The following is a 25,387-nucleotide window of genomic DNA, read 5'->3' on the forward strand; positions in this document are numbered from 1 at the left end:
TCTTTGGTGGGTGGTTCACACTTTAGGGCACATTGGTATGATTCGAATAAGTTGGCTTTTTCATAGCTACTTTGATTGTTTAGAGCTCATCCTAGTGTTTGCCTATACCATCAACCAAGATTAAACCATGGTCAGCTTTCGTAACTCTCAATGGTACAACTATTTTATACACTCCCCAACCTAGTTCTGGCAGCTCAACTGCTTTACCCTATCACAGCCCTTTTCAACCCCCATATCACAAGCCTTTTGGTAATATTGTCGCGCCACCAACTCATCCTGACCAACTCCACGTCCATATTCATACATAACCCCCAAGTTATACCAAGCCTCAGCAAGTCCTCCATCCGCTCCCTTTTTATAATATTCAAAAGCCTTTTTATAGTCCTGTGTAACACCTTGACCTTTCTCATACATGAACCCTAAATTACAGCAAGCACTAGCATCCCCCATATCTGCTGCCTTTTGATAGTATTGCAAAGCTTTTTGATAATCTTGTGGAATACCTTGACCGCTCTTGTACATCAGACCTAAGTTAAAACAAGCTTCAGCATGCCCTCCATCCGCTCCCTTTTTATAATGTTCAAAAGCCTTTTTATAGTCCTGTGTAACACCTTGACCTTTCTCATACATGAACCCTAAATTACAGCAAGCGCTCACATCCCCCATATCTGCTGCCTTTTGGTAGCATTGCAAAGCTTTTTGATAATCTTGTGGAATACCTTGACCATATTCATACATACCCCCCAAATTATAACAAGCTGCAGCAACTCCCATATCTGCTGCTTTTTGGTAGTACTCAATAGCCTTTTTGTAGTCTCTAGGGACACCTTGACCATATTCACACATACCCGCTAAATTATTATAGGCCACAGCAACTCCCATATCCGCAGCTTTTTGATAATACTCTAGGGCTTTAGAAAAGTCTTGCACCACACCTTGGCCCTTAGCATACATAATCCCCAAATTATTGTAAGCCACAGCATGCCCCATATCTGCTGCCTTTTGGTAGTATTGCAAGGCTTTGGAATAATCTCCATTAACCTCAGCCTCTGAAGCAATAGAAAAATACTGTTTTTTAAGATCACCTTTATCCGCATTCACCACTTTATCTCCCTTAAAACCAAAGTTGAATCCCAATTTCCTGATCAACCAAATAATCCTAGACCAAACCATTCTTCTTACACTCCAACTATTCAGTAAATTCATTTTTATTCTCCCTCCCTAACCCCTTTAGGGGTGTCCTTATACTAGCACACAGAAACATGATCCTAATCTGAAACCCTACACACTTTTCGCTTTGCCAGCCATCTCAGTCAATGTAGAGATACCCGTAAGCTCGCTTGCTTCATTTGCTATTCATGCGCCGTAGCCTTAAAAATTTTCTTTGCTTTTACACCAAAAAGCCATAGTTAAAGTTGCGCGTCTAGCAGCATTAATCGATTCATAGCATAAGTGGCACTCATTCAAACACGCTCTAACCTCGCCCATTTGGTTTGCAACACCACAATCATAAGAGAGTGTGATGATAAAGCTGATGTAAGTAAAAGAGATTATTGAGTATCTCACGATACTTTTGAGCTCTCAAAGATAAATCGGGTTATGCTTGGGAGAAATATGCGCTTTAAGGATTTATACAGGGTATTATTAGTCGGTCTATGGGTACTTTTGTGGGCAAAGGAGGGTGCTTTGGATTTTACAATCGCACAAAAAGCTTTTAAGAGTGAAAATTACACAAAAACCCTAGAGTATTATTTAAAAGCAGGAGATAGAGGCTATGCGGAGGGTTATGCCATGGCTGGGTCTTTACATCTTGGTGGACTTAAAGGAGTGGAACAAGATGTCTATAAAGCCTTAGAATACTTGAAAAGAGCGGGGAAATGGGGAGTGCTGATGCGTATTACAGGCAATGAAGGGGTGACTAGAGATTTGAAAAAGCCCTCAAACACAACCAAACAGCCTACTTATTGGATCGCGAAGAGTTTCACGATAATTGTAATGATGCTAATTGTCTCAAATTCTCCATCCGAGCAGAAGCCTATGAATATGGCAGAGGGGTAACTAAGGACTTGAAAAAGGCACTTTATTACTACCAAAAAGCCTGTAAGACAGATTGGAGAGGGGCTACTCATGAGGATTGCGCTAAGGCTGAACACCTTAAACAGGCGATATATCCCCACTCTAACCAAGCATTAGTGTTCTTACCACTCGCGCTCTGAGGCCCGCAAGCTTGAAGCTATGGTGGTAGTTGGCTACATGTGTTGACATACTCTCCCATAACTAAAGTTAGGGGATTCTAACTTTAGTGGAGATCGCGGCTTCAAGCAGGACAGCTCCGTTTGGAGTCTTACGTTCCCTATTCCAAAGGTTGATGCCCCAACCCCAAGGGTATTACCCCTTGATTGCACAAATATTAGCACAGCCATGCTGGTGCTAGCCTTATATCCCCATAGCTAAAGCTAGGGGCTTTACGGCGTGGCTGGTAAAAGGAAGATTGTGAGCATGAGAACACCCTCTTCACTTTTTTGTAGCTCTTATTAGCAAAGTTGATCGATGAGTGCAATTTCTTGACAATGTAGCTTTCGGAGGCTTGTCACTTTTTAATATCAGCTCATCCCTAATGCGCTAAGCCACAACGCCGCTCCCTCACTTGTTAAGATAAAGGAGTTGGGTGCGCTGTAAATTTCTCTTGTTTCAAAGAGTTGGCGTTCTTGTGTAGAAAATCCTCCCTCTGGTCCGATGAGCATACCCTGTTCTAAATGGCTGGGCTGGGGGGTTTTACGACCTTGTAAATCTAAAATTTTGGCCTCTGGATACATCTGTAAAGCTTCCTGGGTGCTTGTCAATAGCTCCAGGCGCATCAAATCGCTGCGCCCACTTTGTTGGTTAGAAGCAATCAAGATTTTTCTAAGCCGTTCAAATTGGCGAGTCCCCCATAATTCCTGCCGCTGGCTGTATTGGGCGTAGAAAAAACTGATCTTAGTCACACCCATTTGATTAAGGTAGGGTAACACGCGCTCTATCTCCTTAAGGGCGATGAGTGCCCAAATCAAATGGACTTGGTGCGCGGGGCATTTGGGGGCATGGCGCGTTTCCAACAAATGTAAGCATGCGTGTTTTTTATGCACGCTAGTGTGGGCATAAAGATAAAGATTGCTATCTTCAAGATTTCTAAATGGCAAGATAGCTTGCGCTTGCGTGCGCCGACTCAAATACAGATGCCTGTAAAGCTCTCCCTCGACCATAATTTCGCTTTGTCCTGCATGGGGATGGTAACTAAATTGCATGTGTTCTCTTTATATGGGTTCTATACCAGGGCATTCAAGACCATGGAAGCCCTATTCTAAGATGAATAGCACAAAATTGTAGTATAATAGGAAAAGTGGGGCGCTAAGACCCGTGAGTTTGTGTTTGCGCGGGTTTTCACTGGGCTTTTATTGTTATCATCCGCGTGCTAAAGCCCCTAACTTTAGCTGTGATTAGAAATAATGACATGGACACTTTGATATCTTCACATTTCCAAGAAGCTGTTGTTTTGTTAAACATGGGCGGGCCTAATAACCTCCAAGAGGTTGAGGTATTTTTGCGCAATATGTTTAATGACCCCTGCATTCTCTCGATTAGAAACGCACGCCTGCGTCAACTGGTCGCACACTTCATTGTCAAAAGTAGGGCTTCCAAGTCGCGCGCCATTTACGAGCGTCTGGGGGGCAAATCTCCTATTTCGGCCCTCAGCGCACAATTGGTGCAGAGATTGCGCACGCTAGACCCCAGCCGACATTATGCTTATGCGATGCGCTACACTCCTCCCTATGCCCTCGATGTGCTAGCGCAATTGCAGGATCAGGGATTTACACATTTGACCTTCTTTTCCATGTATGCCCAGTATTCCACCACTACAACACTCTCTTCCATGCAAGATGCCTTGAATGCGCTCAAAACACTCAACTATACCCCTACTCTCTCTAGTATTGAGCGCTTTTACACGCATGCGCTTTATAATCAAGCCATTGTGCACAGCATTGCCAACACACTAAAGGGGCGACCACCTGAGGACTTTGTACTCATTTTTTCTGTGCATGGCTTGCCCGAGCGCGTAGTTTTGGAGGGTGATCCCTACCAGGCCGAATGCGTCCATCATGTGAGTTTACTCAAGCGCGCGCTTGTCCAAGCTTCCTTGCGCTTTAAGCATGTGGAATTATCCTACCAATCTAAGTTAGGCCCTATGAAGTGGCTAGAACCCAGCACAGCAGAGGTGATCGAATCCCATCGCAAGAGCAATATCATTATCTACCCCCTCGCCTTTAGCATTGATAATTCTGAAACCCTCTACGAATTGGAGATTCAATACCGCCTTGATGCAGAGCGATTAGCTATCAAAGAATACTTGGTATGCCCCTGTTTAAATGATCAACCAGACTTCGCCAAAGCCATCTTGGACCTCCTCGCACACACGCCGCGCACTATTCTAAGCTAAAGCTTTACCCTAGAAGACTACAATGGGCCCCTAGTAAAATTTTAAAAAAGGATTTATCATGCGTAAGTTTTTCTTGCTGTTTTTGACTTGCTTCTCCCTAACACGTTTTGCTATTGCCGATGACGATACTATTGATGAGAGCATGATCAGCCAGGGCAGTAGCAGTTCTGCGCAAGCTCTCGAAGAAGCGAATAATTTAGACAAACAGAGCTATGCAGGGCTCGAAGATGTCTTTTCAGACACCAAAAATATTGCTCCTAATGGCAAGTACATGCTCTTGGTTTTTGGCAAAAATGGCTGTTCGTATTGTGAATTGCTCAAAGAAGACATTAAAAAGCACGAGGTCCTCAGGAACTTCATTAAGGCCCACTACAGCGCTTACTATATCAACATCAGTTATTCCAAAATGCACAGCTTTAAGGTGGGAGGAGTGCATCACAATAAAGAGTTCAAGCTCCCGACATCCGAGCTAGCTTCCATTTACGATGTGGGCTCTACTCCCACCATTGTGTTTGCTAATCCCGATGGCAAGACTATCTACGAGCTCCCCGGCTACATGCCCTATAAACAATTTTTAGCTGTCCTGGAATTTATCGGTAAAGGTTTGGACGAGGGGATTAAGGACGATAAGGAATTTATCCAAAAACTCCGTGCCTATATTTTAAAACGCACCAGGGAACTCAATGCAGCTTAGGGCGTTTTTAGGCTTTTTTTTAGGTTCGTTTTGGGCGGCGATTCCAGTGATGATCACTTATGCCACTGCTTGTGCACTGGCAACTTTTATTGAGAATGATTATGGCACGCCTGCAGCCCAGGCTGTGGTTTACCACACTTGGTGGTTTAACGCTTTGCACGCCTATTTGCTCGTTCTCATTTTGGGATCACTCATCACTTCTAAAGCTTTCCAGCGTAAACGCTGGGTAAGTATTTTTTTTCATCTCTCCTTCGTGGTGATTATTGTTGGCGCAGGGATCACGCGCTTTTTTGGGTTTGAGGCGACCATGCACATCCGCGAAGCAGCCACAAGCAATAGCATCACCACCAGCGACACCTATTTGAATATCCAGGTGAGCAAGCCGGATGTTCCTCCATTTTACACCGCCCTTAAGAGCGAGCTCTCTCCTTTTTCTAGGCATTTGCCCATAGAAAGGATACAGGTTTATAACCAGCCCTTAATTTTAGAACCCTTAAGTGTGCGCAAACAAAGTGCAGACAAAAAAGATAACCGCGCCCTCTTAGAGCTGAAAGTAACTTATGGAGGGCAGAGTCGTCTGTATGCTATCACGGGTGGGCCCGGTATTGAAGGTCAAAGCGTGAGTGCGGATTTCTCGGGTGTGCGCATTGCGATCAATTGGGGAGTAACGACTAAAAAACTCCCCTTTGCGCTCAAACTCAAACGCTTTGAGCTAGAGCGCTATCCAGGCTCCATGAGTCCTTCTTCCTATGCCTCAGAAGTGGAGATTTTAGACGACCAGGGCAAGCTCATCAAGCCTTACCGTATTTTTATGAATCATGTCCTAGATTATGGCGGATACCGCTTTTTCCAAACTTCTTACGATCGCGATGAAAAAGGTACCATTCTCTCTGTCAATAAAGACCCGGGTAAGACCATCACCTACATCGGTTATGCGGGCTTAATTCTAGGTGCGATTGCGCTTCTCTTTAGTCGAAGTGGGCGATTTCAGAGGCTATCCCTCTTTCTCAAGTCCCAAAAAATTACGGGCCTGCTCTTGGCGTGCGCACTGGGCTTTGGAGGTGTGCATTTGCGCGCTCAAGAGGGCAAAATCGACATGCATGGGGGCAAGAGTGCTCCCACCCCCCTCAATGACATGGGAAAGGCCGCGCTTGAACAGCAAAAAGTCGCCGCGCACAATGCTGGTATTATCACGCGCATGAAAAATCTCAAGGCGCATTCCAAGGGACAATTAAGACTATTCCAACGCCTACAGGTGCAAGGTTTTGATGGGCGAATCAAGCCCCTAGACACTTTGAGCATGGACCTCATCCATAAAATCACCAAGCAGGATGGTTTTAAGGGCATGGACAATATCCAGGTGATGTTAGGGCTGATGCTCTATCCCGATGATTACAAGAGCATCAAAATGATTTACACCTCTACACCTAAATTGCGCCAAATTCTGGGGGTGCCCAAAAATCAAGCACGTGTGGCTTTTATCGACATCTTTGGTCCCCATGGGTATAAGTTACAAAACTATGTCGAAGAGATTAACCAAAAATCCCCCAAAGATCGCGACGAATTTGATAAGGATGTACTCAGAGTAGATGAGCGCGTCAATTGGATGTATACCATTTTCAGCGGGGCGATTTTAAAAGTTTTTCCTGAAAAACATTCTACAACTTGGCTCTCTCCTGCCGACGCACTCAAGAGCACAGATGCAGACCTAGCCAAGACGGCTAAAGATATTTTGCGCGATCTCTTTACAGGCTTTGATGCGGGCGTGGATTCCAACCAGTGGACAGAGGTGAATCGCACTTTAGAGGCCCTTGGTGCTTACCAACGCGCCCATAGCTCTTTAACTCTAAGTCCTTCTAAGGTCGATGCAGAGATTTTCTTAAACCATAGCAATTTCTTCAACATGCTCACTCTGCCCTATATTGTGCTAGGACTCCTTTTATTGGTGGTGGTGTTGAGCGCTACTTTTCAAAACAAGCCTCCAAAGGCTTGGGTGCATTGGGGGTTTTATGGTGCGCTCTTGCTCTGTGCGTTAGCGCACACGGCCGGTCTCTTGTTACGCTGGTATGTGAGCGAGCACTCGCCCTGGAGCAATGCCTACGAATCCATGCTCTACATCGCATGGGCGGCCATTATAGCTGGGCTCATTTTGCGCTCCAATTTAGCCCTATGCGCCTCAAGTTTTCTTGGAGGTATCTCTCTTTTTGTGGCACATTTAGGGTTTATGGACCCTCAAATTGGCAATCTTGTGCCCGTGCTCAAATCCTACTGGCTCAATATTCATGTGTCCATCATCACAGCCAGCTATGGCTTTTTGGGATTGTGCTTCATTTTAGGGGTGTTAACCCTCTTACTCTTCGTGCTCAGAAGTCCTAAACGCCCTAATATCGATAGTACGATCTGCTCTTTGAGTGCGATCAATGAAATGGGTATGATCTTAGGGCTCTTGATGTTGAGCGTGGGGAATTTTTTAGGGGGCGTGTGGGCTAATGAGTCTTGGGGGCGTTATTGGGGTTGGGATGCGAAGGAAACATGGGCACTGATCTCCATCGCGGTTTATGCCGTAATCTTACACCTGCGCTTTTTGCGCTTTGAATTCATGCCCTATGTCTTTGCAAGCGCAAGTGTGATCGGCTTTTATTCTATTTTAATGACCTACTTTGGAGTGAATTACTACCTCTCGGGCATGCACAGCTACGCAGCAGGCGATCCCATCCCCATCCCCAGTTTCCTCTACTTTTTCGTGGCAGGCACATTTGTTCTCATTATTGTGGCGGGCTGGAAACGCCGACTTGTGATGCCTAAAATCTAGCTGTGGCCATAATTAATCTTAAGTGGCTACAATAGTGCGTTTCAATTTTAATACTAAGGGAGATTTAATGGCAACTAGAAAAGAACACGATTTTATCGGTGAGATGGAAATCGACGATAGTGTCTACTATGGGATTCAAACCATGCGAGCTGTGGAAAATTTCAACATCACCCATGACCGCTTGCTGAATTACCCCATTTTTATCCGTTCCTTTGCGCAAGTAAAAAAGGCTGCCGCACTGGCCAATGCTGAACTAGGCCTCATTGAGATCAAGATCAAAGATGCGATCTGCCATGCATGCGATAAGATCATCGATGGGGAGTATCAAGATCAATTTGTAGTGGATATGATTCAAGGGGGCGCTGGCACAAGCACCAACATGAACATGAACGAGGTGATCGCCAATGTTGCTCTAGAATATCTAGGGCATAAAAAGGGAGAATACCAATACTGCCACCCCAATGATCATGTGAACCGATCACAATCGACTAATGATGCCTATCCTAGCGCACTCAAGATTGCAATTTACGAACGCCTAGACCACATGACCCAAGTGCTCAAGGTGCTCAAAGATGCCTTTGCTCGCAAGGCCAAAGAATTTGCCCATGTTCTCAAAATGGGGCGCACTCAGCTCCAAGATGCTGTGCCCATGACTCTAGGACAAGAATTTGAAACCTTTGTGTCGATGGTAGAAAAGGACATCCAGCACATTTTAGACGCACGCAACTGGACGCGCGTGATTAATTTAGGTGGGACAGCGATTGGAACAGGCATTAACTCCCACCCTGATTACAAACGCATTGTGGAAAAGAAAATCCAAGAAGTAACAGGCAGACCTTTCACTATTGCCCACGATCTCATTGAAGCTAGCCAGAGCACGGGTTCTTATGTGCAAGTGAGTGGTGCACTCAAACGCGTGGCGATCAAACTCTCTAAAATTTGCAACGATCTGCGCCTCTTGAGTTCAGGTCCGCGCGCGGGTCTCAATGAAATCAACCTGCCCAAAATGCAACCGGGGAGTTCTATCATGCCTGGTAAAGTCAATCCTGTCATCCCCGAAGTGGTCAATCAGGTCTGTTTCTCTGTCATTGGAAATGATCTAGCCGTAGCTATGGCTGCTGAGGGAGGACAATTACAGCTCAATGTCTTTGAACCCGTCATTGCCTACAAACTCTTCCACTCCTTTGTGATGTTGAATCGCGCCATCCGCACTTTAGTGGAAAAATGTATCAATGGTATCACTGCCAATGAAAAAATCTGCCATGATTATGTGTTCAACAGCATCGGCATTGTTACTGCGCTCAATCCTCACATTGGCTATGAAAAATCTGCTTCAATCGCCAAAGAAGCCCTGGACACAGGTAAGTCTGTGCACGACATCGTATTGGAGCGTAAACTCCTCACCAAAGAACAGCTAGCCGAAATCTTCCAGCCAGAAAACATGCTCTCTCCTCACGCTTTCAAAAAGCACAAAGACTAAAATTGAGATTAGCATTACTTGTCTTGGCGTGTAGCACGCTCCTAGTCCATGCGGGTGTGCGCCCGCGCATGCTCTCGCCCCTGCCTCCGGCTAAACAAATTGTCATGCCCTTAGAGCCTTGTAATGAGGATTGTCTAAAAAGGCTTTATGCGGATGGCAAAATTTTTTCCTTCATGGCACGCTATGTAGCCAGTGAAGACGCTCAGCTCAAAGACAACTACACCATTATCAGCGACCTTCTCAACCCAAGGGTAGCGATTGCCTCACAAGATAACACCAAAACAGAGCCCACTCAAAGTGCTTTACACAAGGTTGCGCTCTTAGTGCCTAAAGAAGTGGTGGGCAAGTATAGTAACACTGCGATCAACGCTATTCTGGCTTACCTTTCGCTCAAAGAGCAGAATTTTATCTTTAAAGTCTTTGACAGCAGAAAAGAAGACTCCGAGAGTTTAAAGCAAGCGTATCAAAGCATTGTGGCCGAACACTTTCCCTTTGTGATCGCCCTGCTCACACAGCATGGGGTGCAAAATCTCATCAGTAAAACGCCCCTAAGCCTGCCCACCATCGTGCCTAGCGCACACAAAGATCAGCTAGAAAAGCTCATGGACCTGCCCTCTACGCTGATTTTTGGGGGAATTGATTTTGCTAAACAAATTAGCATGCTTGTGGACTTGAGCGGGCACAAACCCATGGTGGTTTACAATGACGATAGCTTTAGGGGCGCGATGTTGGGCAAGAGTGTGCAGGAACTAGGTGCACCCATTCTCCACCAAGACACCATCACCTTTAAAAAGGCCAGTAGCTTTTCTTTCGAGTTGAGAAATCAAGCCAAGTATCTCAAGGGCTCCGTGGTGATGCTCAATACTCCCATCGTCAAAACAGGGCTTCTCCTCTCTCAAATGAGTCTCCTCTCTCGGACTAACCGCCCTCATATGTTGCTCTCCTCTCAGATCAATTTCAATTTAGCTCTTTTCATGCTCACCCAGCCCAAAGATCGCCAGCATTTCTATTTAGCAAGTGCCATTGGCCCCATCAATCCATACTTATACCAATATGCCTCCATCTTGGGGGTGAATTTGGCCTATGATTGGGTGGGTTATGCCAGTGTGAACGCTCTAGAACACATGCTCACGCGTGTCTATGGTATGCAAGAGCGTTATTTCAGCGAACCCTTGCGCAACAACCAGATTATCTACACCAACACTATTTACACACCTCAGAACCTGAGCTTTACACCCATGTCTTTGCCTTCTAACGCCACTCCCCGATCTCAAATCCCCATTTTCTTGGAAGAACAGAATAATGACGACGAATAAAGAAGAGCCATGCAAGTAACTCTTAAACACGCCACCCCGCTGCATTGTTGCTATGAAGCCATCCGCACTTGTTACCAAAGCTTTGCCTACAGCGATGGAGGTGGGCGCAAAGATTTAGAACTCATCGATCGTGTCGCCAATAAATACCGCCATAACTCTACCCTAGAGCACTTGTTTTACAATTTTGAGATCAAGGACATTAGCCGCGCTTGTTTGCAAGAACTCGCGCGCCATCGCATGGCAAGTTTCTCCGTTAAATCCAGCCGCTACACCTTGAGTGAACTCAAACAAGAAGAGAGTTTTCTACCTCTTTATGAGGAAAATCTAACACGCGCGCAAAAATTCTTGGTCTTCACGGGGGTAGAGGCGGTGGATAAGGCCAGCGTGCAGGCGCTAGAAAACCTACGCCTCTTGATTAGCAGCCATGTCAAGAATGACTACGCCAAATTCGCCATGCCAGAGAGTTATAAGACCAGCTTAGCTTTTAGCGTGAACGCACGCAGTTTGCAGAATTTTCTCTCCTTGCGCACGGACTCTAAAGCACTTTGGGAGATCCGCCAACTCGCCTTTGCGCTTTACAAGGCCCTGCCTCAAGATCACCAATATCTCTTTAGTGCGTGTTTAAAGGACACATCTGAAACTCCATCTAGTTGACACTTTTAGTCTGCTCTTTAAATTCTACTACCACCTACAGGATTTACGCACTTCTACGGGCACCAACACTGCATGGCTGAGTGCCTTTGTGCGTGTGGTGCAACTGGTGTATAAATGCGGAGGCGATCACCTTGTCTTTGCCCTGGAAAGCAAAGTCAATAAGCGCAAAACTCTCTACCCCGCCTATAAAGCTAATCGTGTTGCCCCACCCGGCCTAGAGGAACAATTACCCATCATTTTGGAGTGGATCAAGGCCATGGAGCTAGATGTCTTCAGTGTTGAAGGGTATGAGAGCGATGATGTAATTGCAAGCCTGTGTGCTTGTTTTGCAGAAGAACAAGTGCGCATTTTTAGTATGGATAAGGATTTTTATCAATTAGTGAATCCACATGTTTTCTTATGCGATCCAAGCACCCATGCACTCAAAGGGATAGAGGAATGCCTAGAAAAATATGGCATTTACCCCCATCAATTTGTGCAATACCAGGGCTTGATTGGGGATAGTAGCGATGGATACAAGGGAGTAGAGGGCATTGGGCCTACCTATGGCGCTAAACTGATTCAGGCCTTTGGGACTTTAGAAAATCTCTACCATACCCTAGAAACTAGGGGGATCACAGAGGTAAAACTCCCCTCTAAATTACAACATGCGCTCTTAAGAGATAAAGAACAAGCCTTTCTGAGCCGACAACTTGCTACCCTAGAGAACACACTCTTTAGCGCACCACCCCCCTTAAAGCCTTTTCCTCAGGAAAACCCCCTATTACGCATTGCAGACGCGCTAGAACACTATGAAATGTTTGCTCTACTCAAACAGATCGAGCCTGCCCGTGCACCCCAAACTTCCACACCGCCCAAGCCCCAGTCTAACACCCCCGAGCAAATCCTAGATTTTCTCGCGTTAGCGCGTCCACTTGTCATCTGTTTAGAACAAAATTGCCTAGGGATTTTAGACTTAGAGAACACGCACTCTTTTCTACTCTTAGATCTGCAAGCTCCCCAAGCTCTAGCATGCATACAAGCACTCTATCGCTGCAAACTCATAGGCTACCAGATCAAAGAAGTCTTTCTTGCGCTGAACCAGCTTTACTCCCTAGAACCTCCACAAAACTACGCGGATGTCGCGCTCTTAGCATGGTTAGATCGTTCGAGTTTAGAACCTAAGATCAGCGCGCTGGCTAAGTTATTCGGATTAGAAGCCTTTGAGAGCAAACCCAATGTCCCCTTAAATGCTTGGATGTTAGAGCGCAACGCACAGCTTATTGCCACCGCTTATACTCACTACATAAACACATTAAGCCCCGCACTCTTAGAACTCGCCCGCACGCTAGAGTATCCGCTTTTAAATCTCTTATTGCGCATGCAAGTGCATGGCTTTAGCGTGAATCGGGTCTATTTTCAAGACTTATGCCAGGAATTTAAACAGACTCTAACCGGCCTTGAGGCTAAAATCCACGCGCTAGCACACACCCCTCTTAATGTCAATTCCACCAAACAATGGGCGCAGTTTCTCTACCAACACTTAGGGTTACAGGCTAAGGGGGTTAAGAAGATCAAGACGGGCTTATCTACAGATGAAGCCAGTTTAAAAGCCCTGCAAGAGAGTTATCAGGGGGCATGCATTCAAGGCGTGGAGGTCGCTACACTGCTAGATACCCTCTTAGAATATCGCGAGGTGTTTAAACTCCAATCCACCTATGTAGAACCCTTGCTTACCCAAAGCGCGCATGGTAAAATCCACACCATTTTTTACCAACACACCACCGCAAGTTCTAGACTCAGCTCTGCCCATCCCAATCTGCAAAATATTCCCATACGCACCCCACTGGGTAAAAAAATTGCGACTGGATTCATCCCTAGTGCGCCTGATTTTGCATTGTTAGGACTGGATTACTCCCAAATTGAGCTCAGACTTCTAGCCCATTTCAGCGCGGATACACATCTTATTAACGCCTTTTTGCAAGGGGAGGATATTCATCTTAACACCGCTTTAGCTCTTTTCAATGACCCCTCTAAACGCCATGCCGCCAAGAGCATTAATTTTGCCTTGCTCTATGGTATGGGACCCAAACGCCTGGCACAGGTGCTTAAAATCAGCCAACAAGAGGCCAAAAACTACATTGAACGCTACTTTAGCACCTTCCCCACTATTAAAGACTTTTTAGAGCAAACCAAAACGCAGTTACAACAAGAGGGCAAAATCACCACGCTCTTAGGCCATGAACGCCATTTTGACTTCACCCATGCTAATCCCAAACTCCAAGCCGAATACTTACGTGAAGGGGTTAACACCCTCTTTCAGGGCAGTGCAAGCGATCTGGTTAAACTCGCTATGCTCAAAATCAGCGCGCACATCGCTGCATATCCTCAAACCAGCATGTTAGTGCAGGTGCATGATGAAATCATTTTAGAAACACCCCATGCGCAAGCACCCACTCTAGCCAAAGAGCTCAAAGACTTGATGGAGAGCATTTACCCACTTAAGGTTCCCCTAGAATGCCACACCAGCATCGCGCCAAATTGGGGAGTTTTGAAGAGTTGAGCGCATCCTCTAGTCATTTTAATCTTTGAGATACATTTGATCGCTATGTGATGATCTACTACTCTCCACTCCATCAAAGTTTGCATTAATGAAATTATGCTTTAATAACTCGTTTAGATCATGATATGGAGCTAGTGGTGGGAACAAGTGGTGTGGTAGAGCATCCCTACTTTGGGGTGTTTGTTCTCTTGGTCTTTAGCTTTGTGGTGTTCAACTGGACTTTAAAGATTCAGCGCTTTGTGAGTCGCGCGATGGCGCAGCGCAAGAACGAAAAACTCAAGCTTGCCGCTTATGAGTGTGGACCCCTAGCCCTCAAACAACAGAACCGCGTTAGCCACCAATTCTATGTCATGGCGATGCTTTTCATTCTCTTTGATGTGGAGATCGTCTTCATGTTTCCGTGGGCATTAGATTTCAAAGACTTGGGGCTATTTGGCTTTATGGAGATGTTGAGTTTCATCGCCTTGCTAGGGATTGGCTTTGTTTATGCCTTAAAGAGAGGAGCGCTAGAATGGCACAGCATGCAGTAAATTACCTTAAAAATAGCGGACTTCCCATCGCACTCACCACTTTAGACCACCTGCTCAACTGGGGGCGCAGTAATTCGCTCTGGCCTCTCACTTACGGGTTAGCTTGTTGTGCGATTGAGATGATGGCTACGGGGGGCTCGCGCTTTGATTTTGATCGCTTTGGAACTATTTTTAGAGCCTCGCCTAGACAATCCGATGTGATGATCATCGCAGGCACTCTCACCAAAAAACACGCCGAATTCACCCGTCGCCTTTACGACCAAATGCCCGAACCTAAGTGGGTAATTTCTATGGGCTCATGTGCGAACACGGGGGGAATGTTCAACACTTATGCCACCGTGCAGGGTGTGGATCGCATCATTCCAGTGGATATCTACCTACCCGGTTGCGCCCCTCGCCCGGAAACTTTGCAATACGCCTTGATGGTCTTGCAGGATAAAATCCGCCGCACTAAGGCGATTAAAACCGACCCGCGCAAAAGTCTAGCAAGGATCACAAATGGTTAGAAAGCAGCGTCCTAATGCCAATGTGCAAAAACAGGTGCATTATTCCGATCGCTTTCATGTGGTTAGGGGCACACCCAAAGCCCCCGTCGTGGGCACGCCCTATGAAGTTATCTATAACCACCTCAGTTATGCACACCAGATTTTAGAAAGCTATATTGAGCTTGGTTGTGCGGTCTTTTGGGTGGCAAAGCAAGATATAGCAGGGGTGGCTGCCGTGCTTAAAAAAGTGGGTTATAGCACTCTAAGCGAAATGAGCGCGATCGACTTTTTGGCCCAGCGTGATCAATTCGAGCTCTTTTATCAATTTGCCTCTTACTTGCCTAATTTTGTGGACAAGCGGCGCGTGCGCGTTAAATGCACTTTGGGTGCACAAGAGAGCGTGGAATCCTTAAGCCATCTGTTCAGGTCCGCGCTGTGGAGTGAACGCGAGGCTTATGATATGTTTGGCATTGTTTTTGAAAACCACCCCCATTTGCGCCGTATTTTGATGCCTGAAGATTGGGTGGGCCATCCCTTGTTAAAATCCTACCCGCTCAAAGGCGATGAACACGCCGCATGGTATGAGGTGGATAAGATTTTTGGCAAGGAATACCGCGAGATTATCGGGCCCGAACAGCGTGACAGCGCGCGCGTAGATGAGAAGGATACCTTCAACTTCTCTAAAGTGGGGCATGAACAAGCTAAGGGCTTGAGCCTTGAGGATAACCCGGGCAAGCACGCCTTCCAAAAATCCTTATTTGTCAAAGACCTACATACCAACGAGCCCACAGAACTCAAAGAGCGACCCTAATGGCACAGATTTTTACCAAACTCAAACCCCAGTTTGAAAATGTGCTCTTTGAGCAGGATGGCAACAAAATGGTGGTTAATTTTGGTCCCCAGCACCCTTCTTCGCACGGACAGCTACGCCTGATCTTGGAGTTAGACGGAGAGAAGATCACCAAAGCCACCCCAGAAATCGGATATTTGCACCGCGGGTGTGAAAAATTGGGCGAAAACATGACCTATAATGAATACATGCCCACTACAGATCGCCTAGATTACACTTCTTCTACCAGCAATAACTACGCTTACGCTTATGCGGTGGAAAAACTCATCGGGCTAGAAATCCCTAGACGCGCGCAGGTGATTCGCACCATGCTTTTAGAGCTCAACCGCGTCATCTCCCATGTTTTTTTCTTGAGCGTGCATGCCCTAGATGTGGGCGCGATGTCGGTGTTTCTCTATTGTTTTAAAACGCGCGAATATGGATTGGACTTGATGGAGGATTATTGTGGGGCGCGACTCACACACAACGCCATTCGCATCGGGGGAGTGCCGATGGACTTACCCCCTCATTGGTGTGAGAGTTTGCAAGGCTTCATCAAAGAAGTGCGCGCCACCCATAAACTCATCAGTGGGCTACTAGATAGCAACCGCATTTGGCGCGCGCGCCTAGAGAATGTAGGTACTCTCACCCAAGAGATGGCAAAATCATGGGGGGCGAGTGGAATCATGTTGCGCGCCACCGGAATTGCCTATGATGTACGCAAGGAAGAACCCTATGAGCTTTACCCAGAGCTGGACTTTGATATTCCAGTGGGTTCTAATGGGGATTCTTACGATCGCTACTTGCTCTACATGTATGAAATCGAGCAATCCTTGCGTATCTTAGAGCAACTCATCCCCATGTATGCGCCCACAGACACGCCCATCATGGCTAAAGCTCCCGATTACATCAGCGCACCCAAAGAAGACATCATGACCCAAAACTACGCCTTGATGCAACACTTTGTGCTGGTAACTCAGGGCATGCGCCCCCCAAAAGGCGAGGTGTATGCGCCCACTGAATCGCCCAAGGGCGAGCTAGGCTTTTTCATCCATTCGGAGGGTGACCCTTATGCTTACCGCTTGAAAATCCGCGCTCCTAGTTTCTTCCACATCGGATCACTACAAGATGTGCTTGTGGGGCAGTATTTAGCAGATGCAGTAACCATCATCGGATCGAGTAATGCCGTCTTTGGAGAGGTGGATCGATGAGGCGTTTTGATTTACGCCACTTGAGAGATGAAACTAACGAGGTGGTGTTGAAGCGCTTGGGGGAGATCTTGGATAGCAGTGTGAGCGTGGGCGAGGTGGTGATTTTCATGGTTGAGGTGGTAGATTTTGATCTAGTGGAGCAGAGTGCAGAGTTTGTCAAGGCTAGGGGGGATACTTTGATGAACTCTCTGCGCTTTAATCGCGTGGATTGGACCTTAGTGGTCAAAAAGGGGGCTTGATGGTTTTTAACATTGATGGGCAGGAAGTCGCGTTTCAAGAGGGGCAAACCATTTTAGAAGCTGCTAGGAGTGCGGGGGTTTACATCCCCGCCATTTGTTATCTAAGCGGGTGTTGCCCCACCGTGGCGTGCAAGATGTGCATGGTGGAGGTGGATGGCAAACGCGTTTATGGCTGTAACACCAAAGCCAAGCCCAACACGCAGGTATGCACTAACACACCAGAGATCGTAGCCGAGCGCAAGATGATCATGCAAACTTATGATGTCAACCACCCTTTAGAGTGTGGGGTGTGTGATAAGAGCGGGGAGTGCGAATTGCAGGACATGACCATGCGTATGCAGGTAGACACCCAGCCCTTTGCCGTGCGCGACAATTTAAAACCCTTCGCCTTTTGGGCGCAGGCTTCTTATGACCCTAACTTGTGCATCATGTGTGAGCGTTGCGTCACTACTTGTAGTGATAATATCGGGGATAGCAATTTAAAGGCAATCAAAGCGGATCTGCACGCTCCAGATAAATTCAAAACCAGCATGCCTAAAGACCCTTTCAGCGTGTGGAGTCGCAAACAAAAGGGGATGATCGGTTTTGTGGGTGACACGCCTTGTTTTGATTGCGGAGAGTGTATCGCGGTGTGTCCAGTGGGCGCGATTGTTTATAAGGATTTTAGCTACAGCGCGAATGCGTGGGAACTCAAACGCATTGACTCTACTTGCGCACATTGTGCAGCTGGATGCTATATTAGCTATGAAGTGCGCCACTTTGACACTTTGGGCGATACACTCAAAATCTTTCGGGTGGGCAATGATTTTTACCATAACCCCATCTGTGGCGCGGGGCGTTTTGCCTTTGATGTGCATTCCAGCCCCAAGGGAAGTGCACACGTTGAGCAGGCCGTGCAAAAATTCCAAGAGGCTAAGGTGGTGTATATCGGGGGAGATGCGAGCAATGAGGAGGCTTATTTGTTGGAGCATTTGCGCCAAGAACTAGGTTTTAAACTTGTCAATGAGGAAGTGCGCGCGTTTCAAAATTTCTTAAATATCTTCCAACCGAGCGCTTTTGGCAATTTAGAAGACATCAAGCAGGCTAATCTTATTTTGACTTTGGGTTCTAAAATCCGTACAGAAAATCCTTTGATTAAATACGCCATCGCCAATGCGCTCAAGGTCAATAAGGGCAGTGCGCTTATCTACGCCCACCCCATCATCGACAAGGCGATCAATAAGATTTGCCGCGCAGTCCTACCCCTCACCCACGCCCCCCAAGCTGAGGAGATTGTGCTAGGCGCAATTCTGCACGCCCTAGGGCTAGAACATCCCAGCTTACAGCCCCTCCTGGAGAGCTCAAGCGAGGGCGAGAAACCCTACTACGCCATGTTAGAATCCATTGGGCTGGCTCAGTGTGATTTTGAAAAAATGCAGACTCTGATCGCTAAAGCCTCTAAAATCGTGCTCATTGCCGGGCAGGAACTCTATACCCACCCGCGTGCTTCTAACATCGCCCTCCTTTTAAGAGAGCTATCCGCGCGTTGTCAAGTGATCTTAGTCCCCCCTAGTAGCAATGCGCTAGGCATCGCTTCTATTTGCACTTTGGACGCGCCCACAATGGAGTCTCCTAGTGTAGGGATTCGCACTCAGGGGGATTACACTTTAGATTGTGATAATGAGGGTGCGCGTAAGGTAGATTTCATTTTGCCCAGTTTTAACCAATTAGAAGCGAGTATAACTAATTTTGAGGGGCGTTTGTTACCCATTAGACCCGCTTTGCGTTTTGAGGGCTTTGATCTGAGCGATATCGCCCAGTATTTTGGCTGTGTTGGGGAAAGCTTGGTAGATTACACTCATTTACTCCCCCAAGAAAAGGGTTATAAGCCCATTATCTACGATCATCTCAAAAACTTCTACAGCAATGATAAGTCTAACCAGCGAGGCTACAAACTAGACACCCCTCACTACGCCACCCCCACCCCCTCTGCTACACCCATTCAAGCGATCTTGCCTAGCGAGTTTAATGCCTATTGCAAATACCCCGAAACCCAGTTTGGCACATCCACTTTACAGAGTAGCCAATTACAGCTCAAAGCGGGGGTCTATGTTTCTCCGGCACACCTAGAAAAGCTGGGACTAGAGGAGGGTGTTTGTGTGCGTCTGAAAAAGGGTGATCAGAGTTTAGAGGGAACACTTTATGTGGATCACAGCCTCGAGCAAGAAATTTTTATGGTGAGCCCCAATTTAGACACACAGGGGATCTTTGCCCAGGGGCTATTTAGTACCCTAGAGTTGGAGCGCACATGAGTGCTGAGATCATAGAAACCTGCATCAAAATTTTGGTTGTAGTGCTGGTATTTGCAGGCTTGGGCGCATTTGCCACTTACTTAGAGCGCAAGGTTTTAGCAATCTTCCAACGCCGCTTAGGACCGACCTATGTTGGTCCCTTTGGGCTCTTACAAGTGATTGCTGATGCGATCAAGCTCTTTTGTAAGGAAGATGTGATCCCTCAGCATGCCAACCGCCTCATCTTTGCGGTCGCGCCTGTCATCGCTATGGTGAGTGCTTTTGTTTCTATGGCACCCATTCCCTTTTTTGGGGATTTCACCCTCTTTGGATACACGATTCGGCCCATCATTTCAGACATCAATGTCGGTCTGCTCTTCTTTTTAGCCGTGGGTGCAGCAGGGATTTACGCGCCCCTGCTGGCTGGCTTGGCTTCTAATAGTAAGTATTCTCTCATCGGAGCAGCGCGCGCGGCCATCCAGTTATTGAGCTTTGAGGTAGTGAGCACGCTGACGATCCTAGCTCCCCTGATGGTAGTAGGCTCGCTCTCTTTAATTGAAATTAACAATTACCAAGCTGGAGGAATCTTGCATTGGTTGGTTTTCAAACAACCTCTAGCCTTTTTCTTGTTCTTGGTGGCCAGTTATGCCGAGCTCAATCGCACCCCCTTTGATTTGCTCGAACACGAAGCCGAAATTGTGGCTGGGTTTTGTACCGAGTACAGCGGGCTAAGATGGGGAATGTTCTTTCTAGCCGAATACGCCCATCTTTTCGCCTTCTGTTTTGTGATCTCGCTGATTTTCTTTGGAGGGTATAATCCTATAGGCTTTATTCCAGGGGGGGTGGCAATCTTGCTCAAGGTGTGCTTTTTTGTCTTCTTGGCAATGTGGGCGCGCGCGACTTTCCCGCATGTGCGCCCTGATCAACTCATGCGTTTGTGCTGGAAGATCATGCTACCCCTCTCATTGCTCAATATCTTGGTTACTGGGCTTGTCATCTTAATCTAAGGAGAAAGCATGGCGCAACAACGCTACAAATGGATCACGCAGGAACAAAAACCTGCCACTCCTCCCCAAAAGTTCTTAGGTACACTCAAATCCACCTTTGGACTGGACCTCTTCAAGGGCTTAGGACTCACTATCAAAGAGTTTTTTAGCAAGGATGTTACCATTCATTATCCTATGGAGGTTCTGCCCTTGAGCCCGCGTTATCGTGCCGTGCATCACTTGCAAAGACTTTTAGAGTCGGGCTCTGAGCGCTGTATTGGATGCGGGTTGTGCGAAAAGATTTGCACTAGTAATTGCATCCGCATCATCACCCATAAAGGTGCAGACGAGCGCAAGCACATCGATAGCTACACTATCAATTTGGGGCGTTGCATTTATTGCGGACTATGTGCGGAGGTGTGTCCTGAGCTGGCGATTGTGATGGGACAACGCTTTGAAAATAGCAGTGTGCAACGCTCTCAATTTGGAGGCAAAGCAGAGTTTTTAACCGATGTGCAAAGCGCGCAAGATCATAGCCATGTAGAATTTGCTGGCTTTGGCGCGCCCAGTGTGGATGCACACACGCGTTTGCAACAAACACCCCTAGATTATGCCAGCGAGTCTAAAGAAGAAGCTCCTAAAGAGGAAAACAAAGATGCTTGATACCATAGCCTTTTATTTTTTTGCAATCATCACTCTGGGCATGGCCTTGGTGGTGATCACCACTAAGAATATCCTATATGCGATGAGCGCACTCGCCGTGGCAATGGTCTTTATTGCGGCGTTTTTCTTTTTATTAGGTGCGGAGTTCTTGGGCGTGGTGCAGATCATTGTCTATGTGGGCGCGGTGATCGTGATGTATGCCTTTGGGATGATGTTTTTCAATGCTTCAGAAGAAGTCATTGAGCGCGCGCATGCACCTAAAATTGTGGTGTTTTTGGGGGCGTGCATGGCAATTGTGCTGGTGTTGATCTTAGGCGCACCCTTTGTAGGAGAGTATGCCTCTTTTCTTAAAGACGCATTGAATAACACGCCTAGCGAGGTTTCTAATACAAAGCTGGTCGGCTACGCGCTCTTTACCAAATACTTACTCGCCTTTGAGGTGAGTGGTTTAATGCTCTTGGTTGCTTTGGTGGGAGGCATCGCCACCGCCCTACGTAAAAGCCATTTTAACCCCACCTCAAAGGAAAACATGTGATCGATCTGCCCCATTATCTAGTCTTTTGCGCTTTGCTGTTTTGTATAGGCTTGACGGGTATGTTGCGTCGCAAAAACATTCTCATGCTCTTCTTCTCTACAGAAATCATGCTCAATGCTATCAATGTTGCCTTTGTAGCCATTGGACACTACATACAAGATATCAATGGGCAGATTGTAGCGTTGTTTATGGTAGCCATTGCTGCAGGCGAAGTGGCTGTAGGCTTAGGGCTGGTAATCCTTTGGTTTAAAAAGCACAAGACCCTAGACATCGACACACTGAATCGCATGAAAGGCTAGTATGTTAGAGGTCCATTGTGCGCAAATGCTCTTGGTAGCGGTATTGTGCTTACCCTTGCTGGGTGCGATCTATGCGGGCTTACTAGGAGGATATGCCAGACTTGTGCATATAGGAATTGTCAATTCTCTACTCTTAGCAGGGGCATTTGTCAGCGCATTAGTGCTTGCTAAGGGTGTTTTCTTTGATCATACCACTTATAACGCTTATCTCTTTGATTGGATCGCTGTTGGTGGATTTAAGGTGGGCTTTTCCTTTATGCTCGATCCCATCAATGCAGTCATGATCGTGGTGGTTACTTTGGTTTCGCTCCTCGTGCATGTCTATTCCATTGGCTACATGCTTGAGGATAAGGGCTATAACCGCTACTTTAGTTATCTCTCTGGCTTTGTCTTTTCCATGCTCTTCTTGGTGTTGAGTGATAACTTTTTAGGACTCTTTGTGGGCTGGGAGGGAGTGGGTCTGTGTTCTTATCTACTCATTGGGTTTTGGTATCATAAGGCCAGTGCCAATAATGCTTCCATTGAAGCCTTTGTGATGAACCGCATCGCGGATTTGGGCATGTTGCTGGGCATTTTATGGCTCTATTGGGCTTTTGGATCGTTGCAATATGAGGTCGTCTTTGCCAATGTGCAGGGCGTGGATCATGGGATGTTGCTGGGCATAGGCGCGTTGTTATTCGTGGGCGCAATGGGTAAGAGCGCACAATTTCCCTTGCACACATGGCTAGCCAACGCAATGGAAGGACCTACTCCAGTATCGGCCTTGATTCACGCAGCTACAATGGTAACCGCAGGGGTCTATTTGCTGGTGCGCGCCCACCCGCTCTATAGTGTCCTACCTGAGTTAGGCTATGCCATTGCGTGCTTGGGAGCGTTTGTGGCCCTCTTTGGGGCAAGCATGGCTTTAGTCAATAAGGATTTAAAGCGCATTATCGCCTACTCCACCCTCTCTCAGTTGGGCTACATGTTTGTAGCAGCTGGCTTAGGAGCTTACTGGGTCGCACTCTTCCACCTCTTCACCCACGCTTTCTTTAAAGCCCTCTTGTTCTTGGGTGCAGGCAATGTGATGCACGCCATGCATGACGAATTAGACATCAGCAAAATGGGCGGGCTCTACAAACCTCTAAAGTTAAGTGCGATTTTCATGACCATTGCCTCTGTGGCGCTGTGTGGGATTTACCCCTTTGCGGGCTTTTTCTCCAAAGATAAGATTTTAGAAGTTGCCTTTGGCACGGGACATCATGGACTCTTTTTGGCTCTCCTTATTGGAGCACTCTTCACCGCCTTTTACAGCTTTAGACTCTTGATGTTGGTCTTTTTTGCCCCCCAAGTGCATAGCATTAAACACCCCCATGAAGCCCCTAAGTTTATGTTAGTGGCAATGAGCCCCCTTGTGCTCTTAGCCATAATAGCCGGCTTTGTAGAACACTCTTTTTGGCATGCCCTCTCCAAAGTGATCCCCCAATCCTTTTTAGACTATCCTGTGCCCACATGGCTTTTGCTCGCGCTCACGACGGGGCTAGTCTTGCTCGCCATTATCTATGCGATTAAAAAATACCAACAAGGGATTATCTGCAAAAATAAGGGGCATGGTTTTCTTTACAAGTTGCTCTACAACCAATACTATATCCCCCAGCTCTATGCTCTATTAGCGCAAGGCTTTTTACGCTTAGGCAGGTTGTTATGGCGCAAACTAGAAGTGCGCACCCTAGATGTCGCCATCGACGCGCTGGCTAAAATCCCCGCCCTCTTGGCCCAAATTTTAGTGCCCATGCAAAGTGGTAATTTGAGCACGGGCCTAAGATGGATGGGCTTTGGGGTGGTGGTCATGCTGGTGTTGGCTATTTTGAGTTTCTGGAGATAGCATGGATTATTTGCAATTAATGCCCTCTTCGCATTTGTTGAGTCTGTTGATCTTCTTGCCCATGGTTGCAGCTTTACCTTTGTTGGGCATGTCTAACCGCCATGCTAAGGGTTATGGTGTCCTAGTAGCGTTTGTGGAATTATGCTTGGCCCTATGGTTGTGGGTGCTTTTTGATCCCGCACAAGCAGGTATGCAGTTTGAGGAAGTGGGTTCTTTGGGCTTTTTAGAAAATTATGGCATCAATTACCATGTTGGGGTGGATGGGATTTCACTCTTCTTGTTGGTGCTGAGTGCTTTGGTGATTTTCTTATGTGTGCTCTATGTACACGCCCACCAACAGGCTATGATTATCGCGCTTTTATTAGTTGAGGGAATGCTCATGGGGGTGTTTAGCGCACTTAATCTGATCTTCTTCTATTTGTTTTGGGAAGTTTCGCTCTTGCCCGTGCTCTATCTGATTGGGCGTTTTGGGGTGGGGGCTAAAATCTACTCTGGACTCAAATTCTTTTTGTACACTTTTGTGGCCTCTTTGTTCATGCTCTTGGGGATTTTATACTACGGCTATGCTTACGCGAGTATCTCTGGAGGATGGAGTTTTGATCTCTATAGTTTAGCCCAAGTGGTCCTATCCGAGCATGCGCGCCTATGGGTCGCCTTAGCCTTCTTTGTGGGGATTGCGGTTAAAATTCCTATCTTTCCTTTCCATAGTTGGTTACCCCATGCCTATGGAAATGCGCCCATTGTGGGTTCTGTGGTATTAGCCGCCCTACTCTCTAAAATGGGCACTTATGCCCTTTTACGCTTTTTTGTACCCTTTTTCCCTGATTTTATCATGACATTTTTTATTCCCCTATGTGTGCTCGCCCTCTTGATGGTGGTCTATGCTGGCTGGTTAGCGTGCTCCCAACATGAGATGAAACGCCTGGTGGCCTATAGCTCCATGTCGCACATGGGGGTTGCCCTAGTGGGGATTTATGCACTCAATGCAACGGGGATAGCCGGGGCTGTTTTTACCATGATTTCCCATGGGTTGGTAAGCAGCGCGCTTTTCTTGCTCATCGGGGTTTTAGTCAACAGGCAGGGTTCTAGCAAGATTATTGCTTTTAGAGGGTTAGCCCATTCCATGCCTGTGTATGCGACTTTCTTTATGTTTGTGGCTCTAGCCAATGTAGGATTGCCCTTAACTAGTGCATTTGTGGGAGAGTTTTTAAGCTTGCTGGGCTTTTTTGAGCGCGCGCCCGTGCTTGCCTTTGTAGCGGGCATCACCATCATCTTATCCGCCATCTACATGCTTAATCTCTATAAAAAAGTCTTTTTTGGCACACCCCAAAAACGCATACTAGGCGATCTATGTTGGAAGCAAAAGGGCGTTTTAGGCGTGTTGATCGCTGCCATTTTATTTTTTGGCATCTATCCTAAACCCCTCTTAAATTCCATAGAAGCCAGCGCGCAGGCCTTAGTGCAAAATGCTAAAGCGCGCCTACTAGTCTCTCCCTAAGGAAAG

At 46.8% G+C, this 25,387-nt stretch carries 23 protein-coding genes; 21 read left to right on the plus strand and 2 right to left on the minus strand.

Features of this window, described 5'->3' with window-relative positions; translation table 11 throughout:
• Positions 1-180 precede the first annotated feature (180 nt).
• A complete protein-coding gene (locus C6H04_RS01910) occupies positions 181-1,149 on the minus strand; it encodes an SEL1-like repeat protein (RefSeq protein WP_158653803.1) in 969 nt (322 codons plus the stop codon).
• Between the two features lie 537 nt (positions 1,150-1,686).
• On the opposite strand from C6H04_RS01910, the gene C6H04_RS07890 reads away from it, so the two are divergent.
• Both C6H04_RS07890 and C6H04_RS08300 read left to right on the plus strand, forming a co-directional pair.
• Positions 1,687-2,058, plus strand: a complete 372-nt coding sequence (locus C6H04_RS07890) for an SEL1-like repeat protein (protein ID WP_158653546.1) — start codon at positions 1,687-1,689, stop codon at positions 2,056-2,058.
• Positions 1,965-2,216 (plus strand): SEL1-like repeat protein, encoded by a 252-nt coding sequence (locus C6H04_RS08300; protein ID WP_104695228.1) that lies wholly within the window; start codon positions 1,965-1,967, stop codon positions 2,214-2,216. Before C6H04_RS07890 ends, C6H04_RS08300 begins: the two co-directional genes overlap by 94 nt.
• A gap of 387 nt (positions 2,217-2,603) precedes the next feature.
• Here the strand turns inward: C6H04_RS08300 and C6H04_RS01920 are convergent, their stop codons facing one another.
• Positions 2,604-3,284 carry a 16S rRNA (uracil(1498)-N(3))-methyltransferase gene (locus C6H04_RS01920; protein WP_104732174.1) on the minus strand — a complete coding sequence of 227 codons (681 nt, stop codon included), beginning with the start codon at positions 3,282-3,284 and terminating at the stop codon, positions 2,604-2,606.
• A 206-nt stretch (positions 3,285-3,490) separates the two neighbouring features.
• Here C6H04_RS01920 and hemH point away from each other — a divergent pair, with 206 nt between their 5' ends.
• From hemH to C6H04_RS02015, 19 genes are all read left to right on the plus strand, one after another.
• Entirely contained in the window at positions 3,491-4,474 is a 984-nt protein-coding gene (gene hemH / locus C6H04_RS01925; RefSeq protein WP_104695230.1) for a ferrochelatase, read from the plus strand.
• Positions 4,475-4,532: 58 nt separating this feature from the next.
• Positions 4,533-5,168 carry a SoxW family protein gene (locus C6H04_RS01930; RefSeq protein ID WP_104695231.1) on the plus strand — a complete coding sequence of 212 codons (636 nt, stop codon included), beginning with the start codon at positions 4,533-4,535 and terminating at the stop codon, positions 5,166-5,168.
• On the plus strand, positions 5,158-7,980 hold the full coding sequence (locus tag C6H04_RS01935; protein WP_104732175.1) for a cytochrome c biogenesis protein CcsA: 2,823 nt from the start codon (positions 5,158-5,160) through the stop codon (positions 7,978-7,980). Before C6H04_RS01930 ends, C6H04_RS01935 begins: the two co-directional genes overlap by 11 nt.
• A 67-nt stretch (positions 7,981-8,047) precedes the next feature.
• Positions 8,048-9,460 carry an aspartate ammonia-lyase gene (gene aspA, locus C6H04_RS01940; protein WP_104695233.1) on the plus strand — a complete coding sequence of 471 codons (1,413 nt, stop codon included), beginning with the start codon at positions 8,048-8,050 and terminating at the stop codon, positions 9,458-9,460.
• A gap of 2 nt (positions 9,461-9,462) precedes the next feature.
• The gene (locus C6H04_RS01945) at positions 9,463-10,776 is read left to right on the plus strand and encodes a transposase (RefSeq protein ID WP_233711818.1); all 1,314 of its coding nucleotides are present in this window, start codon (positions 9,463-9,465) and stop codon (positions 10,774-10,776) included.
• 9 nt (positions 10,777-10,785) lie between these two features.
• The gene (thyX, locus tag C6H04_RS01950; RefSeq protein WP_104695234.1) at positions 10,786-11,430 is read left to right on the plus strand and encodes an FAD-dependent thymidylate synthase; all 645 of its coding nucleotides are present in this window, start codon (positions 10,786-10,788) and stop codon (positions 11,428-11,430) included.
• 10 nt (positions 11,431-11,440) lie between these two features.
• Entirely contained in the window at positions 11,441-13,972 is a 2,532-nt protein-coding gene (locus tag C6H04_RS01955) for a DNA polymerase (RefSeq protein WP_233711821.1), read from the plus strand.
• A 125-nt stretch (positions 13,973-14,097) separates the two neighbouring features.
• Entirely contained in the window at positions 14,098-14,502 is a 405-nt protein-coding gene (locus C6H04_RS01960) for an NAD(P)H-quinone oxidoreductase subunit 3 (protein ID WP_104732177.1), read from the plus strand.
• Positions 14,484-15,008: a NuoB/complex I 20 kDa subunit family protein gene (locus C6H04_RS01965; protein WP_104695237.1), complete on the plus strand. Its 525-nt coding sequence runs from the start codon at positions 14,484-14,486 to the stop codon at positions 15,006-15,008. Before C6H04_RS01960 ends, C6H04_RS01965 begins: the two co-directional genes overlap by 19 nt.
• A complete protein-coding gene (locus C6H04_RS01970) occupies positions 15,001-15,798 on the plus strand; it encodes an NADH-quinone oxidoreductase subunit C (protein ID WP_104732178.1) in 798 nt (265 codons plus the stop codon). Before C6H04_RS01965 ends, C6H04_RS01970 begins: the two co-directional genes overlap by 8 nt.
• A complete protein-coding gene (nuoD, locus tag C6H04_RS01975; RefSeq protein WP_104732179.1) occupies positions 15,798-17,027 on the plus strand; it encodes an NADH dehydrogenase (quinone) subunit D in 1,230 nt (409 codons plus the stop codon). The genes C6H04_RS01970 and nuoD overlap by 1 nt, the downstream gene beginning before the upstream one ends.
• The gene (locus C6H04_RS01980) at positions 17,024-17,266 is read left to right on the plus strand and encodes an NADH-ubiquinone oxidoreductase subunit E family protein (protein ID WP_104695240.1); all 243 of its coding nucleotides are present in this window, start codon (positions 17,024-17,026) and stop codon (positions 17,264-17,266) included. Before nuoD ends, C6H04_RS01980 begins: the two co-directional genes overlap by 4 nt.
• Entirely contained in the window at positions 17,263-19,557 is a 2,295-nt protein-coding gene (locus tag C6H04_RS01985; protein ID WP_438940236.1) for an NADH-quinone oxidoreductase subunit G, read from the plus strand. Before C6H04_RS01980 ends, C6H04_RS01985 begins: the two co-directional genes overlap by 4 nt.
• Entirely contained in the window at positions 19,554-20,543 is a 990-nt protein-coding gene (gene nuoH, locus C6H04_RS01990) for an NADH-quinone oxidoreductase subunit NuoH (RefSeq protein ID WP_104695242.1), read from the plus strand. Before C6H04_RS01985 ends, nuoH begins: the two co-directional genes overlap by 4 nt.
• Before the next feature lie 9 nt (positions 20,544-20,552).
• Positions 20,553-21,185: an NADH-quinone oxidoreductase subunit NuoI gene (gene nuoI / locus C6H04_RS01995; protein WP_104695243.1), complete on the plus strand. Its 633-nt coding sequence runs from the start codon at positions 20,553-20,555 to the stop codon at positions 21,183-21,185.
• Positions 21,178-21,720: an NADH-quinone oxidoreductase subunit J gene (locus C6H04_RS02000; RefSeq protein ID WP_104695244.1), complete on the plus strand. Its 543-nt coding sequence runs from the start codon at positions 21,178-21,180 to the stop codon at positions 21,718-21,720. Before nuoI ends, C6H04_RS02000 begins: the two co-directional genes overlap by 8 nt.
• Complete coding sequence (gene nuoK / locus C6H04_RS02005; protein ID WP_104732181.1) at positions 21,717-22,019, plus strand: NADH-quinone oxidoreductase subunit NuoK; 303 nt, start codon at positions 21,717-21,719, stop codon at positions 22,017-22,019. The genes C6H04_RS02000 and nuoK overlap by 4 nt, the downstream gene beginning before the upstream one ends.
• Before the next feature lies 1 nt (position 22,020).
• A complete protein-coding gene (gene nuoL, locus C6H04_RS02010) occupies positions 22,021-23,883 on the plus strand; it encodes an NADH-quinone oxidoreductase subunit L (protein WP_104732182.1) in 1,863 nt (620 codons plus the stop codon).
• Between the two features lies 1 nt (position 23,884).
• The gene (locus C6H04_RS02015; RefSeq protein WP_104732183.1) at positions 23,885-25,381 is read left to right on the plus strand and encodes an NADH-quinone oxidoreductase subunit M; all 1,497 of its coding nucleotides are present in this window, start codon (positions 23,885-23,887) and stop codon (positions 25,379-25,381) included.
• The last annotated feature ends 6 nt before the right edge of the window (positions 25,382-25,387 follow it).

The organism is Helicobacter salomonis (genome assembly GCF_900197775.1).
GTDB lineage: Bacteria > Campylobacterota > Campylobacteria > Campylobacterales > Helicobacteraceae > Helicobacter > Helicobacter salomonis.